Origin of the sequence: Rossellomorea yichunensis (assembly GCF_032337515.1) — a bacterium.
In the GTDB taxonomy this organism is placed as follows: domain Bacteria; phylum Bacillota; class Bacilli; order Bacillales; family Bacillaceae_B; genus Rossellomorea; species Rossellomorea yichunensis.
The window spans coordinates 63,192-81,465 of the sequence record NZ_JAVYAD010000009.1 but is presented as its reverse complement, the minus strand read 5'-3'; the positions used below and the strand labels follow the sequence as shown (position 1 = coordinate 81,465).

Genomic DNA, 18,274 nt, shown 5'->3' with positions numbered 1-18,274 from the left:
GGCAGAGCTGGACCAATTTAATGTCATTAGTGGACCAAAAACATGGCAACGGTGGAACAATCGTATGGCTGTAGTCATTTACATTGTTTTGAAGTAATAACCAAAATGATATCTCTACCAGAATTGAAAAATCCCTCCAATATATTGTTGGGAAGTATTTCTCTTAGGTGAGCCCCCATTAAAGGATATGTAAATATTTTATTATTATTTTTTTGGTTATTAATTAAATAAAATTTATTCTTTAGAGCTTTTTTTTGATTAATAAATAAAAAAAATAAAACCATCCAGAAAATAAGTGGAAATAAATAAATTCTAAGCCCCTCCAATACGTTGTCGAATTATACTATTCCCTAATTTATTAATTCTATAATTTACCTTTATTTCCTTTAAATTTCATACAGGATGATTTACCCTTTTTTCTTTCATTTCTTTAATGTGAAATCATCATTCCCTAAATTTTGATTTATTAGATTAGAATTAGGTAGATAAACCCTTTTGGAGTGGTTGGAATTTAAACAAATCACAAAAGTGCGATTATATGCAATATACTTATCAATAAGGTCCATAACTGTGCCTTCTTAAGTCAGTTTAAGCGATACTGAAATCAGTCCATTTACAGCACGAAAACTCAGTGCTAAAAATAATGTTCTGTTCAATGTAGGCTGGTATAACTTTTTGGGGAACATCTTACTTACCTGTAACAAACAACTTCGGCAGTATGCTTACACTGTACAAAAGTCTTGGAGAGACCACTTAATAAGAGAGTAAGAGAAAGTTTTGAACATGCATTCTACTAATCTTAATTCTAAATTTTTTTAAAAAATTTTAATTTTGACCGAACCTTTTTAATGTTATAGGAGTAACTACTATGAATGATTCAGGAAGGAGGAGAACGAAATCCTACATATCAACGAAGGAAAAGCCAAAACTTTATTCAATGAATATAAGGAATATGTTTATAGGACAGCTTTGTTTTTAACAAAATCCCGAATTTTGGCGGACGATATTACACAAGAAACATTTATAAGAGTATATACAAAGTATCAAACATATGATCATAACCGCCCAATTAAACCCTGGATTTATACAATAACTATCAATGTTACTAGATCGATAATGAAAAAGCAGAGATGGCTGGAACATTTTTCACCCTTCACGGAGAACGTGAGTGAGGATCTTATAAACTCAGTAGAAGAACTTTTTTTAAAAAATGAGGAGTTAAAAGATCTGTGGGATGTTGTAAGTCAGCTTTCACTAAAAAGCAGAGAAGTTATAATACTTCACTATTATCTAGATTTCACACTAAGGGAATCTTCTGAAATTTTGAATATTCCGATAGGAACGTGTAAGTCTAGAATAAATACAGCATTAAATCAATTAAGGCGTTCAAATATTAATAGTGGACCTCATAAAAAAGGAGGGGAAATCTTTTGAAAAATAACGAATTATCAAAACTGTTAAATGTCATAGAGGAAGAAGAAAATTCCTCAGTAGAATTTGAAACTGTATGGAGGAAAGCTAATAGAAAAAACTGGTTAGAGAGATACTTTCAATCATTAAAATATAATTTAGCATTTTTATTGATCTTATTCATCCTTACACCACTTTTATTTGATGTGTTATTTAGTAATAATATATCCGTTAGTGAAACTACTCAAAACTCACCTGTTAATGAGGGAAACTTCTATATTAAGGCAAACACTTATGGTTTACCTGATGAGGTCATAATCCGAGGACAAAGTGCTTTGCCGGAGGGTACAGAACTAGTTTTAAAAGTTTTTCCTTCTAAAGAATTAAATACAGTTACTGAAGAAAAAGTTATTGAAACAGAAAGAGATGGTTCATTCACTATCATATTTAATCGATTGAAAAACAATCAAGATTTTTTTGTTACTTTAGAATTATTCTCACATAAACAAAATATAAAAACACAAGATTTGATAAGTGAAATGAAAGACATTGGGATGAGTGAGATTTTTAATTATAAATATAAACACAAGACCTACAAGGGTTTTCGCCTATATGAAAAAATTCATGGTGTTGATAAAAATACTTGGGGTCAACGTACATTTATGGTTAAAAGTTTGAAGGATTTTGAATAATTGGGGAGGATTAAATTATGTTTACTATGATATGGCGCGGATGGTGGAGACACAAAGAACGATTCATTTTAATGTTAATAGGCGTTTTGGTAATTAGTGGAGGACTGAGTTATATGGCCATATCAACGGATACTAGTAAAGGTACAATAAATGACATACTCCAAAAAAACTGGAATTCACAATACCATATCCTTGTTCGGCCAACGAAAAGTAAAAGCAACACAGAAAGCGAAAACTTAATATCTCCTAACTATTTGAGTAGCTTAAAAGGAGGCATTTCTTTAGACCAGTATAAAACTATTAAATCAATAGATGATATCAGTATTGCAGCGCCTATTTCCATGATTGGATATACTACATTTGCAGCTAATTTAAAAGCATTTAATGAAACTGAGTTTTCAGAAAACAAAATCTACCGTTTAACATATAACAAGAATATTAAAAATGGTTTAGAACAACCTCAAATGAATGAATCTACAAGTTATATAACAAAAAACCCTGATTTATTAAGTAAAGATCTCAATTTTCTTAATAGAAATATAGTTAATACAGAAGGATATTTGCTTTTAGCAGGAATTGATCCTGAGCAAGAGGCAAAATTAACCGGTTTAGATGCTTCTTTACTAACTAAGGGAAAAAATCGTTATTTTGAGGAACAGGACATTCCAGGAGTAAGAGTAAGAGAGGCAGACACAGAATTAAAAATTCCTAAACAACAACACACTTCCATACCCGTTCTTTTAAGTTCCCAATATTACGCAAAGTATAGTGAGAGTTGGAGTATTGAAGAGTTAGAATTAAATAAAAAATTAGATTCTATTAAACCCTTATTAAAGACAAAGGGATTAACTTACCTAGATCAATTTGACGGCAAGGAAATAAGTACATTCTCGATATATTCAAATGATCTTTATCAGTTATTAATTAAACAATTAACACAACAGTCGATTAATCCAAAATTTATTGTAAACGGAAAACCACCAACAGTCGAATTTACAAGAGCCTTAAGATTTTCTCCAAATGGTTTAAATTACGAGCATTTAAACAATCCGTTCCCTGACCGTTGGGAGTATTCATATGATATACAACCAATTAATAATGCTGATGGGCCTCATTATGATATACCTGATGGTTACCGTAAATTAGAACCAATAAATGATTGGTCTGATTCTTCGTTTTACGATTTAAAACATTACATTGATCCTGAATTTATTGGAGTTTATGATCCTAGTCGTTTAAATGTTGCAAAAAACCCTTTAACAGAGTTGCCAATGGAAACCTATCGTCCTCCAACAGCTGAATTGGTAGTGGATGAGACAGATAAACCGGTTAACCCTCCTAGAATGATTTCACCTAGTGGAAGTCCAGCTGGATTTCTCCAAGAACCGCCCTCTCTATTGACTACAATTGATGCTGCAGAAGAAATATTAGGAAACAAACCTATTTCAGCTATTCGAATAAAAGTAAAAGGTGTATCAACGTTCAATGAAGAAAGTCAGGAAATTTTAAAAAGTGTTATTTCACAAATTGAAAAGAAAACAGGATTAGAAGCTGATATTACACTTGGTTCCTCTCCACAGCCAACATTATTACACGTACCACAATCAGGTAATCAACAGGAAATAGGTTGGATTGAGATGCCATGGATAAAATTAGGGACATCTACAACTATTTTTAAAGAAACGAAATTAGGATTTTCAGGCATTATTTTAGTTGTCCTGATTGTTGCTATAATCTATGTTCTTGCTACAAATTTAGTATCATTTTTAGCAAGAAGAAGGGAGTTCGCTGTCCTGCTAGCGTTAGGATGGAAGATTTCAACTATATATAGGTTAATAATTCTTGAAGCTCTTCTAATTGGAGGAATAGTAGCAACAATATCCTTAACTGTTAGTGGTTACTTCATTTCACAAAATGGAAATATTTCTTTAAATAAGGTAATCATTTTAGCCCTATCAGGTTTAATAATATATTTATTGGGTTCAATTGCTCCATTATTAATGGTAAGGAAAGTCACACCATATGAAACGATTAAGATTGGTGAATATCAGCAGATAAAATATAAACTTCTAAAGTCCCCTACTATATGGTCGATGGCAGTTAATCATATGTTCGGTAAGTTGGGTCGAAACTCATTATCAATCTTAGCAATGGTGTTTCCAACAACATTATTAGCAGTTTTTATCTTTATTACTTTCCGATTAAAAGGTGTACTTTATACTACTTGGCTCGGCCAATATACAGCTATGGAGGTAGGTTCTGCTCATTATATCGCCATGGGAACAGCCTTATTAATTTCTATTTTGACAACTGCGGAATTAATGTGGCAAAACGTAGTCGAACGTAAGAGTGAAATATCAATCTTAAAATCATTAGGGTGGAGAAATAACGCTGTTAGAAAAATAATTCTCTTCGAAGCAATTTTTGCAGGGATGATTGCAGGGATTTTCAGTATCATACTCTCATTTCTATTTATTTTTGTTATATATGGAGAACCAATTAACACGCAGTATTGGTTAACCTCACTTACAGGGTTAATACCACTAATTGTAAGTGTAATAGGAGCTATTTTACCTGCACAAATTGCAGTTCGAATTACTCCTTCTGAAGGAATGAGACAAAAATCAAGCTAAATTATTACAAGGGGAGAGTTCACATGAATTCAATTATTGACATTAAAGATGTTTCAAAGTCTTATAGAGGTAATGGAGTAGAAAATGATGTATTAAAAAGGATTAGCTTAACAATTAAGCAAGAAGAATTTACGGCAATAGTAGGACCGTCTGGTTCAGGAAAATCAACATTATTAAGTCTAATAGGTACACTTGATTTTCCTACCTACGGTGATATATATTACAACTGTGAAAAAGTTGCTGACAAAAAAGGGAATAAATTAGCCGACTTTAGATTTTTTAATATAGGGTATGTATTTCAGCAATTTAATCTTCTTCCAACTTTAACTGCTCTTGAAAATGTAATGTCCCCTGTATATTCCAGAAAGGTTTCATGGAATAAAAAAGAAAAGGCATTGAATTTATTGGATGAGGTTGGATTAAGAAATAAAGAAAGTTCACTACCTTCACAACTATCAGGTGGAGAACAACAGCGTGTAGCAATTGCTCGAGCATTAATTGGAGACCCCAATTGGTTACTAGCAGATGAACCTACTGGGAATTTAGATACAAAAAACGGTAAATTAATTGTAGAGTTATTAAAATCCTTTAACGAAAATAAAAACTGCGGAATAATAATGGTGACACACGATTTATCTATTACCAAACTGGCAGATCGTACAATAGAAATGAGAGATGGAGAAATTATATTAGATACTTCTGAAAGAAGCTTTATTGATACTAAGTGATTCAAATATCTATAGGAGTATCCTATAGATGCTAAGTGAAGGATTCTATACAGGCGTTATCGAGGCTGTATTTGCTTATTCGTATAGAGCCACTTCTATCACGATATCGTAAGCCACTGAATTTCCATTTTGAGCACGTCTTGATTTGGATTAATAGGTATGATAGGTTCAATACTGACTCTAAACCCCTTGGTGTATCGGCTTCGAGCAAAACCATACCTCTGGAGGCTCCATGTCAAGACATTCTAGATTTTCCAGGACCAAAAAGAAAAATGGCTCATTTTTTTTGATGATCGGAGTGGCTCAAAATCCAGTTAGCAAAAACATCCAAGCAATTTCCTCTGCGAGAGTGCCTACCTTTATGCCATAATCTTCAATTAGCTGGTTGTATGCTTTGGACGTATACTGAAAGCTCTGATCTGAATGGAGAAGGCTTCAGCTGCGTCACTTTTTCTTATACCATGATAGGCATCCAATAAAAACACTTAAATTTCGGTATTCTGGTTCCAAAACTCAGTACCTCAAACAATTTTCACTCCTAGGTCTAATTAATAATGCTAATTTAATGAGGAGTATTGATAATAAAAAAATTAGTATTAAGCACAATATGTTTCATCTTTACTTTATTTTTTTACACAGTCGACAGTAACAGCAGAAACAAAAGATAATGTTAAAGAATGAAACGAAAGCTTACAAACAAGGATTACACTAAAACAGGTGGTCTTATCTGAAGGCAAAGTGGAAATTCATTTTTTTAAAAAGGCAAACAAGTCAAAAAACTGATTATGACAAAAGAGGACCTGTTTATATGCATTTTGCTCCACATATTAAGGTAGTTGATGATAAGGGCACTTCGCTAACACCAGGTACAATAAAAGGAAGTAACTCATGAGAAAGAGGTATTCTGGATAAAACACAGAATGTTTCTGCTAATACACTGGAACTGGTCACCTATTACACAACAACAAGTCCTGAATTACCTAAGTATCTATTCATTACAAATAAAATCAAGTATATTTCTAAAAATACTTTTTAGTCTAAATATTTTACAGACTATTACTGAACTGGTTTAAAATTGATCAGACTCGACTTTGTACATCCGAGCAAATTCTCCATCAAATCCTATTAACTCATGAATTGGTCCCAATTAAAGAACTGGGGAGAATATTAACCCTTGTGTGTAAGGTATTGTCGTTATTTCTATTGTGTTTTTTCAATTCAAACATTAAATGTTCTCTGGAAAGATAGTCTTTCCTGCATGTTCAATCTAAAAGTTCCGTAAGGGTTTACATGTGAGTAAATCAATGGGGTAAGTGCTCTAAAATCCTCTGGTGCTAGTTTCTGAAGCAGTGACTTATCTTGCTCCAGTAGCACTTCTTGTAGCATTAATGTATTGATGTACACTAGACAGTTTTGAATTAAGTGTAGAGCCAACACAGCAATTTCCTGATCCTCCAAACGGTTCGTTTGAATTTCACCTCCTTTCCCATAAAAAATGAAGCTATTTGCGGAGTTCCAGTTCTCAACGACGTTCAGTCCCTCATGGATTTCTCTCCGAACCTCTTCTGAGGACAAATATTCACTTAAAAAAATGGTTTTCATTGCTTTCCCGAGTTCACTTAGAGCACGGTACGTCGGATGACCACTGTTCCTTGTAAAACGCTTCAGTACAGCCTCCGTTTCAGCAGTACCTAACTTTAAAGCAGTAGCGTATTTAATCATTTGATCATACTGTTGTTCTATTAATGGCCAATTAATTGGTCTAGTTAATACAGGCTGTAAGTTGGAAAAAGCTTCTTGTATTCCAGTGTCTGGGCGGTATAGTTTTTGAGCGTGGATTGCTTTAAACCTTGGCATAAGCTGAAACCCTAACAAGTGACAAAAGGCAAACGCTACTTCACTTTGTCCATGTGTATCAACGTAATTTTTTTCTACCTCCATGTTTGTACAATGTCGGAGTAGCCCTTCAATCATAGAAGAAACTTCAGAAGATGAGCATGATTTCAATTGAGAATAGATGCATGTGGATTTCTTTTCTAAATGCCAATAAATCATTACACCGCGTCCCCTGTAGCGAATATGCCATTCTGTAAGCAAATTCTGGTCCCATGCACCAAACTTCTTGCTATCAGATGCACATGCAGTGGTACCATCTCCCCATATTTCAGTTACTCTATTATCTAAAATTGCATTAGTGACTTTTGATATTGCTTGACGAAGGTTTTCTTTGTGAATAAATTTTCTCCTTACATATAGTAAGTTCTTATAATTTTCCCCATGATCACCAGCAGCAACTCTTTTTAAGCCGGTATTTGTTCCTAATCCATAAAGACAGAGGATAAGTCTTCTTTGAAGAGTTTCTTTGTCTAAAATCTCTCTATTTCCTAATGTTTGGAACATGTCTGTTAAATGTACTCTTAAATCCGCCTCTTTTAATATGTCTAAGAGATTTGTCATGGGCCAGCGTTTCATTACTTCTGCTTTGATGAGGTTAAGGTTTACTGGCTCTTTTTGAGGTTGTAAAGGGGATACTGAAATCCATCCATTTCCCTTACTTAAAATTCTTACTGAAGAATCTCTTTTTACGCTTTTATCCAATTTATCAAGAGCTGTGTGCATAGATTGTTTAAGTTCTTTAATAAGTGTTTGTACATCCAGTGGCTTTCGTAATGCCTCATAGTGATGTATTCTATTTTGTTCAAAATCTTTCGGTAAGTCTTCTTCTGGATTCCTATACCGATCGGCACCTACAACCCATAATTCTTTACAACGGAGTCGATCTCTTAAAGCTTGGAGGACGCAAATTTCGTAATTCACTCGATTAATACGATTGCTTTCCTTATCAATAACTGTATCAATCCAAGCTTGCTTAACAACTCCTTCTATAGGTATAAAATCCATCTCATTATAAGAGTACTGTTTGTTATCCTTATACTGATGAAGGAGACTAATTGCGTCAATAACGGGACGGTGCACTTCATTATTTGAACGAAATTCTAAAATGCCCAATAATGAGGGAACCATTCTTCTGTAATGAGAGCTGTAAGAGGACCTCATTACAGTATGAACCTTTTGTTTATACATTGGTCCAGTATGCTTCATTTCCTTCACTAATTCTTTAAGGGTATCCTCACTTACAACCGGGAATAATACATCCCTCACTTTCCCGTCTGGTTGTTCAACAGCCTTTTCGGCTAAACGAAACAAGACATTTGTTTTCCCATTAACTTTTCTAAAATCTCGTAAGAATTCTTTTTCTACTTTTCTTTCTGCTCTGGCACCTATACGATGAACTATTTGTATAAGTAGCTCAACTAAATTATCAGTTATTTCCCTTCCTCTACTCCAAAAAAATGCTGATAATAGAGTGTATCGAATATGATCGGGATGTCTACGTAATTCTCTAATGTCTTCAGAAACCGAACGCTGCCTATAATTTCTAAGTAGCTTTGGTGGTATTTCTGTAAACAATTCTGAAGGGAGTTGTATGTCTCTCACGATTTGTAACTTTTCTATTTCTTTCAATAAAGTATCTAATCCGATCCGTCCAGGATCAGATACGAGTTCTCGAAAACTAAGTATTGTTTGATCCTCTTTAATTTTCTCATCATTAGACCAAGTACGTACAAAAGCATCTAATTTAGACTTTGAATGAAAGGAAAGCTTTGTGAAAATCGACTGGGATATATTCTCTTCAAATTGGTAAATGGCTGATTTAATATTTCTATTAAGTTGATCTTCGGTTGGGGGAATAAGATGTGAGTGTCTAAGATGAGTTAAGGCGAGTTCTCTTATGCGGTCTAAATTCATTTCATTTGGAATTATTTTTGCCTGTAGCCAGGATTTTAATTGTTCCATATCTTCAGAGGTAATCTCCTTGAAGCCCATGAAATCACGGATTTGTGCACGATGATATTTTATTGTCCGACCTTCCCAATCATATTGTTTTAAGGAATCAGCCGATACACCGACTTGTTTGGCTATATACTGAACGATATCAATACTAATTTCTTGTTTGCCCTTTGGAAACCGACCCTTGTATTGAAAAAATTTCAGGATAACCGCAAATCCAAGTCGAGTTCCACCATGTTTATTCCCAATTAAACGTGTTTCTTCAGGAATGATTGTAAAGTGTTCGATTAGTTCCTCCAGATTCCAAACTTTTTTCACTTTCTGAGCCTCCTAATTTTTGTACCTACAATGAAAAGTGTACCGAACTTTTGCATATAAAAAAAGCCTTTGAAGAAAAGGCTTCAAATAATATATTAATCTACTTTGCCCCTGGTTACACGAACGCTGGTACTGGGCCTTAATAGATACATAGAGTAGAAATTTGTTGTTTTTTGTACGTTATTAAATACAAAAAAAAGAGAAAACCGTGTTGACGCACGGTTTTCTCTAGAAGATACGCTAATCCCTCAGCTTCCCAACTAATCTAACGTTATGAGACATTTGCCTTTTACTATGCTTAGCAAAGACGAAATGTTCTTTGGTATGTCATAATACTAGGAAATATTATTGTATATTTCAAGATGTTTTCTTGAATTAAACCGATGATATTCCTACTGGTATTCAAAGTGAATAGTAATTAAATTCAATTAGAGTTTAATTTGAATTCTATTGTTATTATAATGTAATTTTCAATGATTTCATAACGCATTCTAAAGGTTGTGGCTAAGACTAGCTAAGCCTTTTTTTTGTGTTTTGCGGCTAAAAATTCCAAGGGGGTTATCCAAGTGACCCAGAAAAACATTTCAGCCATTGAAACCATGCAGTTTATGACCTATAGCGACTTAGATTTATATAAAAAAGTAGGATCCAATGCTCTTCTTGATAGAGTAATAGCTTATGAGAGAGCTGAAAAAAAGAATCCATATAGGGATCCAACCACATGTCCTTAGCTTGATGGGCATGTGGTTGGATCCCAGTTTCATATTATTAGGTCTCTTTAAATATAGAATTGACTGTTCTTGGTTTTTCTTAATATTATAAATTCGTCCTTTTTGAAGAACAAAAGTAAATCTTTAAGTTTAAAATTCATAGATCGTTCTTTTCCATTATTTTTTGCTTCAACCACTTCAGCATTTTCTCATCATTGTTTTTGTTTTGTCTTTTGTTTTCTTTTCGAATGTAGCGAGAGAGGGTGGTGTGAGCGATCCCTATTTCCAATGCGCTTTGACGGATACTCATGCCCAACGAGTCAATGGTATCTTTCATGGTTTCTGGAGTAAGAATAACGGAGGACTCTTCAACTAAGTTAAATGATTGTTGTTCTTCTTGTGGTCCATCGTAACGATGTTTATCATGTTCTACTTGAATCGTAGCCACCGTTTCATGTTGAGTCCGTTCTGATAAAAAGAATTCAAAGGGAGTTCCTCTCTTTTGAGTATCTTCTTGGTGAATTTGTTCAATCCTTTTTTCATACTCATTCTGCTGGGTATGTGTTAGTAGATTGTTTTGATTTTCCTTTACCACGATTTCAGTTGGAAGGAGAACAATATTCATCTTTTCCCAATAATTTTTGAACCAACCTTTTCTCCCGACTTTTTCTTCCTGTATGTCTTCTGTATATTTCCAACTCTTGATAACCTCATCCTGTTGAAGTTCGTCCAAAATGGCTTCAAATTTATCACGTATTTGGACACCGTTGTATCGAGCAGAGAAATCCATGACTTTTAATAGTGTCAAGACTTTAAAAGGTTGATTCAGCGAACGGTTTATGGTGCGAATTTTCCATTGCAAGTTAAGATAACGCGTTAATCGTTTTTGTTCCCTCTGTGTATAGTGACTATACTGAAAGACTTTTAAGTCCAGCAGCCCAATAGAACGGTTTGGTACTTCCAAATATGGCTTTAAAATGGAGGTTGGTTTGATTTGTAGAGCATAAATGCCTTTGGCTTTATTGGACTGTTTATCGTAAGCCACTCGTATTTTACCGATTTCAAACATCTTTTGAAAATCTTTAAACTTATAAAGTTCTTTATCTTTGATGTCCTGGGTGTTGATGACTTTAATTTTTTGTTCTCCCATCGACACCCAGATGCTTGAAAGAGCAGCGACTCGCTTCATGATATTAAATCGATCTTCTTCTCTAAAATCGATTTCTCTACCGTGTGAGGTGCGTTTTTTTAAGTTTCTTAAACGCAAGGCGTCATTGCTATGAAATTCTATGTATCCGTCCTGACATTTGGGGGTGACCATCCACAAGTATGTTATCAAATCAAAAAGGTCGGCTGTCATTTCGTCTAGAGAGTTAAGCGTTGATTCAATCAGTTCAAGCCAGATCTCTTGTTGATCAGAAGATAATTTATCTAATCGATTATTGTATGGACGGAGTTCAGCGAGGCCACGTATTTTTCCTTTGTTATCAATAATTTCTGTTTTCATGTGACCACTCTCTCCTTCCTTGAAATCTTTTTTCTTCGTAACGATGTCTCTCATCAAATGAAAATCAATATCCATGCTTGAATAAATATAATCGCGTTCCAATGCCTCCGATATCTTTTCCTCGTTGACACTGCGCTTAATTTCTTCATTTGGAAATTCTAAATGTAAATGACCAGATATCAGCATTTTTATGGTATCTCTGTGCCGGGTAACGGCTTGTCGAATCATTAATTTCGAGATATGAGGACTGATGCAAAGGGTTTGTGTAAAGAGAAAAAAGAGAGCACGAAAACTTGGCCTCATCGTATCCACTGGAGCTTCCCGTTGTATTTCCTCAGAAGTCATACGATATGCTTCCGTTTTCCAAACATTAATGATATAAGGCCGGTCGTTAAATATGGTTTTGGTTTCTTCAAAAATGACGATTTTCAACAGTTTATAGTTTAGTAGGAGATGGTCTGGTATATCTTCATACTTCAATTCAGATCATCCTTTCGCTTTAAACGTTGAATAGCACATGATTATGCACCACTCTTTTCCTAGTATAACAGGGAAGTGATTCTAAGTGTATTGAAAATGCACCAAATACTATACAGGTTATACAATGAGTAGCGATTTTGCACCAAAACTATACAAGTTAAATAAGGAGTAGTTAAAATACACCAGTAATGTTTCATACCACACAAGGTTCGCTCTATCGGATCGGATATTGCACCACGCAGTGGAACGAAATTTTTCATTTGAGCGGACTCTGTATACTATTTACATGAGGATAATGATTGAAATGACGGAATTCCATTATAAAATTTGAAACGTACTGACCAAGACCTCCTTATTCATGGTCAAATATGAGCGAACTCCGTACCCTAAAAAATGCACCAATGGAGCGAAACCTGAGCGAACATTGTCTGCCCATCATTTATAAACAATAAGCCTATCCCTTGCTATACCTACGATGAGACACACATTGCATGAAACAAGAAGTGGAACACTTTTTGATATTTCGGTACAAATTGTGAGCGGACTCTGCATTAAAAAAAATTTTTCAACTTTTCCGAAACCCCTTGAGCCACATGGCTTCAAAGGGGTTATTTTTTTTGGTGCATTTCGCTTAAAGAGGGCACTTGTCCGAAAATCGATTTCGTTATACTTATTTCATCGAAATCTATGCGCTCAAAGGTGGTGTTTCAAGTGCAACGTATTATTGAAAATAGGAATGAACGAAGGGAAACTGCTTCTCCCATCAAAATCATGCAGTTTATGACACATAACAGTTTAAATCTATACAAAAAAAAAGGATCTAAAGCGTCTATTACAAGAATGGTAAATTACGAGAAGCAAGTAAAGAACAAAATGCACCATTCGGGTGCGGTGTTTGTATCTCATTCTAAAAAGGAATTAAGTGAGGGGCGAGGGCATGTCGTCACGTCGTATGAAACGCTCTTAGAACAACATAATCAACTTTCGCACTGGACGCCAAATACCTTTAGAGGTGGTACGTATTATGATTTTAAACGCCGAATCATCAAAGGGCATACGAGGGAGAACCTCAAACAGATCAATGTCATTGGATTTGATATCGATACCAAGAACGTGGATCTTTATGCGTTATTTCTTGGATGTGATGAGCTGGGATTACCACGCCCGAATCTATTACTTGAAACACCTAAAGGCTTTCAAGGTTTCTTTGTATTAGAAACGCCATTTTATATACATAAACAAAAAGATTACAAGGCTTTAAGAGTCGCAGAACGCTTAGCCGATAACGTCATCAAAGCGTTGAAAAAATACGTGCCCGTAGATACAAATTGCGCACCGTTTGGCTTTTATCGAATTCCTCAGCATGGGAATGTCCTTTACTTTGATGATCAGCCCGCAAATACACCGTTGCTTTTATCCTGGTCGAAACAATTTGAAGAAGAAGAGAGGCGATCTTCTTTTCACGTGATCTATTCCAAGAATGCTTCAGCATTCGATCAAACGTCTTCAGACTGGTATCGTGCATTAATCAATGCTGCTCATATTGAAAGTGGTCATAACAGTGCCAGTCGTAATAATGCTATATTAACGCTGGCGATTGCTAATTATGCTAGTGGTAGAACGCTCGAAGAAGCTTATGATGAACTGGATCAATTTAATAGTAACCTAGAAACCCCATTACGAAAACGTGAATTTGAACGTATCCTCAAGAGTGCTTATTCAGGTAAATATAAGGGGGCCAAGCGTTCTTATGTAGAAGGACTGCTTGAACTATGGACTGATGGGACAGAAAAATTCCAAGGGCGAGAAGGGTGGTATAAATTTAAAAAGCCGCGTGAGGAACGTGTGCGTTCTCATTATGACGAACGGGAAGAAGATATCTTAGCTTATTTAGAAGCTCACACAAGTCCCGAAAACCCGTTTTTCGAGGGTTCATTAAAGGTGCTGTCGGAAACCTTTGGAATGGCTACTTCAACGCTAAAAGAGGTGTTTAAGCGTTCTAGTAAGCTAATTAAGCGTACCGTTGGCTGTGGGCGTAATGCTGTTTCCATGGTTTCTAGTCGTTCCATGTTATTCAGAAGCATGTTACTTACACGTAAGAAGCGAATTCAACAGGCTCAAATGACATTTGCAGAGTTACTTCCTGTTGCCAATCAATTTATTAGTCCAGTGGATATTCCAGATATTGAAGAAGAATTAGTACCCCATGAAGTGGATTTCATTTATCGATCGGGAGCTTCACCGCTCATCAAAATGACAAGTTGAAATTAATGAGCCACTCTGCCAATACATATCTAAAGTATCCTGGGCCTCAGAATCTTACATATTTGCTAAAGTACAAAAGAATAGAGTGAAGTTATTCTGGATTTTTAAAATATTTTGGGTTTTGATATATGTTTTTCGAATTGCATAATTTATTTCTGGCGGAGAAATAGGACCACTAACAAATTTTAATACTTAGGATTTAAAGGATTAATAATTGGAAATTACATCATAGTTTTTGGTTATGATTTAGGGGTGATCTTAGATAGAGTTTATTTGGAATTGGATTAAAAGAGATCGTTCTAGAATGGTTTTCTTGTTTTGGAAAATGGAAGTTATAAGAAAAAATAACTAGGCAACAAAAGGGGAATAATTGTAAAAACAAAGCAAAAGTTGGATGTTACTTTTATGTGTCGTATGGTAAAATTATGGTAATTAAGTGGTATTTAACAGAATGTTTACCCACCACTTGATTAGAGTGTAAAGGCAATCCAAATCAACATGTATCAAAAAACCACCTCCTGACCATTCGCTCACTACGTAAACGAGCAAATGGTCAGGAGGAAAATGATAAATATTGATTTGGATAAGAGATTGTGTGGTGAGTGGTGGGTTAAGTAAGAGGGGTAAGTAGGTGAGTGAGTAAGAGATAAGAGAGTAAAAGATTAAAAGATAAAAGAGTAAGTTCAAGGTCAAAAGAAAGTCAAGTTCAAGGGAATGGAAAAAATAATAAAGTGGAAATTATGAGAGGTTGTAGGGGGTAAAAAAAAATGATGAGTGTTGGTAGGTTGTTTGATGAGATAGTGGTTGTTTTTTAGAATGAGGAGGTGATTTAAATTGTAGTAGATGGGGGTTTAATGATGCAGTTTAATGTGGTGAGTGACAAAAGGATGAAGGTTTTACGTTTGATCGATCGTTTTGGTGTGATTGGGGTTACGCAGCTAGAAACGTATTCAGGAATGGCAATCATGACGATTTATAGAGCAAGAAAGCAATTAGAAGAGTTGAATTTTATTGAGAATAAGAGCTTTGGTCGACAGAAAGTATGTGTGATTACTAAAGAGGGCAGTGATTATGTTGGGAGTTTAAAGTTTGGTGGTCCAAGTGGATTTTCTTCTCTTCAACATGATTTAACCGTTGCAGAAATCCTTTTCATCATGAAAAAACGGTATCTAGAACAAGGGAAAGACTTGGATTTTAAAACTGAGCGAGAATTGACAAGAGAATATACACTTACTTTAGCCAATCAAAATCAGCCTATGCGTTGGGATTACATGGCAAAAAATGTTCCTGATTTTTCTTTGTTCAATGAGGAGAGACGAGTCGCGTATGAAGTGGAATTGTCGTCAAAGACGAATGCGAGAATTATTCGAAAGATGAAGCAATATCAGGAATTAATCAATAGTGGTCACTATACGCATGTGATTTATCTTTGTAAAGATCAAACCATTTTAAAATCGATTCAGCAATCAGCCGATGGTGTGGGGGTGAAAAATCTTCGAGCTTCATTGATCGATCAGGTTTTACCTTCAAACGAGGAGTGATATGAGTGGGTTGGTTTGATGAACAGCCGAAACAGGATAAACAGACAGATGGAGAACAACAAACAGAACAGATGATTGTCTTTTTTGCTATTTTCCTCTTGTGTGTTGTGGTCGTCCTTCTTACAGCGAGTTCCTTTGTTATGGCTCTTTTGTTTCTGGGGATGTTTCAGATTATGAAAGACAAAAAAATGGTTAACATTTTCTCGATTATAGCCGGATTGGTTTTAGCAGCCGTTATGTATTTCGAGGGATGGCGTGTATTGTTTCAGCTAACAGAAGCAACCTTCACGATTGTAGGAATGGAACGTTTTGTGAATCTAGTTGAAAATTTACTTAATAACGGTTCGCCCTTTCAAATTACATGGAAAGCTTGGTTAGCTTCATTGTCGCTTGGTGTATTGTTTGCTTGGGTTGGGGTTGCCATCATTGAATTCTACAGAGGAAGAGTGGTTACTTCAAAAGATGAAAAAAGGTTTAAATATCGCCAATCTAAGCAATTTAAGGCGATTAAAAAGTATCGTCTTTCTATTACGAATCAAATTCAGGCAAAGTGGCGAAAGAGTAAAGCGAAACAAGTAGAGAAGAAACAACCGATTGAAGACATTTTATTAGGCATAGATGAAAATAAGAATGAAATAACGATGAAATCTGCGGAAACGAAACAGCATGTACTTGTGGCGGGAACTACTGGAAGTGGTAAAACCGTTGCCATTATGACTCTCATTGAGACCGCTCTTATGAATCATGAAAGTGTGATTTTTGTAGATGGTAAAGGGGATGCGGAAACGATTGAGGATTTACACTCTATGTTTAACCGATATGGTCGTAAGTTGCATGTCTTTAGTGAAGATACAGAGCTCACCTATAATCCTTTGAAAAATGGGAATCGTTCTGAAATTACAGATCGTTTAATGGCACTTTTTGATTGGTCCAATGAGTTTTATGAAAATGAAGCCCAGGACAATCTTCAAAAAGTCGTTTATTTTCTAGAGCTTTATGACATTAATCGAGATTTAAAAAACCTTTTACATTTTCTATCCGTAAAGAACCTGTACAACGTATTAAAAAATGACATTGTTCAGGAAACCAGAATTATTGAAGAGCAAGAAAAAGTGAAAAAAATTCCTTCAACTGCTGAAAATCAGCAGTCCAAACTAAAGGTTACCGTACCTACTGATTCACTAGATGTTTTCGATGATGAACCTTCTTCAACGGAAGAATCAGAAGGTGTTGAGTATAGAACGGTTCAAAAAGAGATCATTGTCCGTCATCCGTCTGAACGATCAAAACAAATGATGACCTTGTTTTTTGATAAAGAAACGTTGTCAGATGAGGAGGATAAGGACATTGAAAAGGCATTTCCACATATGCGCACAAACCTTCAAGGGTTGCGGAGCCAGTTATCACAATTGGTTAACAGTGATCTAGGGGAATTGTTGGAGGAGAAAGAAGGCGGTCTTGACCTAGTCGAAGTCATAAAACGAGGGGAAGGAGTTATCTTTTCGTTTAACTCTCTATCGTATGAAAAATTCATTAAGCGGATGGGCCGATTTGTTATTGCCGACACAGCCAATGCTGTGAAAGAACAATTTAAGACTAATAAAAACGATAGAAAGGGCGTTACAGCCGTATTTGATGAATTTAGTGCTTATGGGTCTGAAAAGGTCGCAGACATCACAGCGAGAGCACGTAGTGCGAATTTGAGGGCGGTCATTGGTATCCAATCATTTGCTGACCTTGCCGATGTTAGCGGGGTTAACATTAAAGAAAAAGTGCTAGACACCTGTAATACTATCTTGATTGGCAAGCAAAACTCCCCAACTACTGCTGATGAAGCAGCAGGCGTAGGGGGAACATTTTCCGACCAAGAGGTCACGTATCAACTTGAAGATAAAGGTGGATTATTCAAGCGAATTGACCTCAAAACAGAAAAAGGAACGGTGCGGAATGTGCAAGCCTTTTACTTTCACCCCAATGAAATTAAGAATTTTGATACAGGGCAATTTGCCGTTATTCGAAAGGCAGCCAAAGGATTGTCAGAAGAAGAAAGAAGACAAATGATCTTTTTCCGAAATCCTTTAACAGACGAAACTCCATCATTATGGAAAAGGTTATTCATCAAATTCCGTACAGGATGA

At 35.4% G+C, this 18,274-nt stretch carries 10 protein-coding genes; 8 read left to right on the top strand and 2 right to left on the bottom strand.

The features are described from left to right. Positions 1 to 897 precede the first annotated feature (897 nt). Genes RSX31_RS21200 through RSX31_RS21185 form a run of 4 tightly spaced genes read left to right on the top strand, consistent with a single transcriptional unit; the run spans position 898 to position 5,463 of the window. Positions 898 to 1,434, top strand: a complete 537-nt coding sequence (locus RSX31_RS21200) for an RNA polymerase sigma factor (RefSeq protein WP_315635967.1) — start codon at positions 898 to 900, stop codon at positions 1,432 to 1,434. After that, complete coding sequence (locus RSX31_RS21195; protein ID WP_315635960.1) at positions 1,431 to 2,102, top strand: hypothetical protein; 672 nt, start codon at positions 1,431 to 1,433, stop codon at positions 2,100 to 2,102. The genes RSX31_RS21200 and RSX31_RS21195 overlap by 4 nt, the downstream gene beginning before the upstream one ends. Before the next feature lie 17 nt (positions 2,103 to 2,119). Continuing rightward, positions 2,120 to 4,735, top strand: coding sequence for an ABC transporter permease (locus RSX31_RS21190; RefSeq protein ID WP_315635959.1), 2,616 nt, complete (start codon positions 2,120 to 2,122; stop codon positions 4,733 to 4,735). Positions 4,736 to 4,758: 23 nt separating this feature from the next. Then, positions 4,759 to 5,463: an ABC transporter ATP-binding protein gene (locus RSX31_RS21185; protein ID WP_315635958.1), complete on the top strand. Its 705-nt coding sequence runs from the start codon at positions 4,759 to 4,761 to the stop codon at positions 5,461 to 5,463. 1,218 nt (positions 5,464 to 6,681) lie between these two features. Here the strand turns inward: RSX31_RS21185 and RSX31_RS21180 are convergent. After that, positions 6,682 to 9,633, bottom strand: coding sequence for a Tn3 family transposase (locus tag RSX31_RS21180; protein WP_315635957.1), 2,952 nt, complete (start codon positions 9,631 to 9,633; stop codon positions 6,682 to 6,684). A gap of 566 nt (positions 9,634 to 10,199) precedes the next feature. Between RSX31_RS21180 and RSX31_RS21175 the strand changes: the two genes are divergently transcribed. Then, positions 10,200 to 10,364: a hypothetical protein gene (locus RSX31_RS21175; protein WP_315635956.1), complete on the top strand. Its 165-nt coding sequence runs from the start codon at positions 10,200 to 10,202 to the stop codon at positions 10,362 to 10,364. A gap of 136 nt (positions 10,365 to 10,500) precedes the next feature. Here the strand turns inward: RSX31_RS21175 and RSX31_RS21170 are convergent, their stop codons facing one another. Continuing rightward, positions 10,501 to 11,850 carry a hypothetical protein gene (locus RSX31_RS21170; RefSeq protein ID WP_315635955.1) on the bottom strand — a complete coding sequence of 450 codons (1,350 nt, stop codon included), beginning with the start codon at positions 11,848 to 11,850 and terminating at the stop codon, positions 10,501 to 10,503. A 1,191-nt stretch (positions 11,851 to 13,041) separates the two neighbouring features. Between RSX31_RS21170 and RSX31_RS21165 the strand changes: the two genes are divergently transcribed. The 3 genes from RSX31_RS21165 to RSX31_RS21155 all read left to right on the top strand — a co-directional run bounded on the left by RSX31_RS21165 (position 13,042) and on the right by RSX31_RS21155 (position 18,274). Continuing rightward, positions 13,042 to 14,595, top strand: coding sequence for a primase C-terminal domain-containing protein (locus RSX31_RS21165; protein ID WP_315635954.1), 1,554 nt, complete (start codon positions 13,042 to 13,044; stop codon positions 14,593 to 14,595). Between the two features lie 857 nt (positions 14,596 to 15,452). Then, positions 15,453 to 16,136 (top strand): hypothetical protein, encoded by a 684-nt coding sequence (locus tag RSX31_RS21160; protein WP_315635953.1) that lies wholly within the window; start codon positions 15,453 to 15,455, stop codon positions 16,134 to 16,136. A 5-nt stretch (positions 16,137 to 16,141) separates the two neighbouring features. Next, complete coding sequence (locus RSX31_RS21155; protein WP_315635952.1) at positions 16,142 to 18,274, top strand: type IV secretory system conjugative DNA transfer family protein; 2,133 nt, start codon at positions 16,142 to 16,144, stop codon at positions 18,272 to 18,274.

Excerpts from the sequence above, each read along its gene's own strand:
- RSX31_RS21185 (WP_315635958.1), top strand. The coding sequence starts at position 4,759 with ATGAATTCAATTATTGACATTAAAGATGTTTCAAAGTCTTATAGAGGT.
- RSX31_RS21190 (WP_315635959.1), top strand. The coding sequence starts at position 2,120 with ATGTTTACTATGATATGGCGCGGATGGTGGAGACACAAAGAACGATTC.
- RSX31_RS21160 (WP_315635953.1), top strand. The coding sequence starts at position 15,453 with ATGCAGTTTAATGTGGTGAGTGACAAAAGGATGAAGGTTTTACGTTTG.
- RSX31_RS21170 (WP_315635955.1), bottom strand. The coding sequence starts at position 11,850 with ATGAAAACAGAAATTATTGATAACAAAGGAAAAATACGTGGCCTCGCT.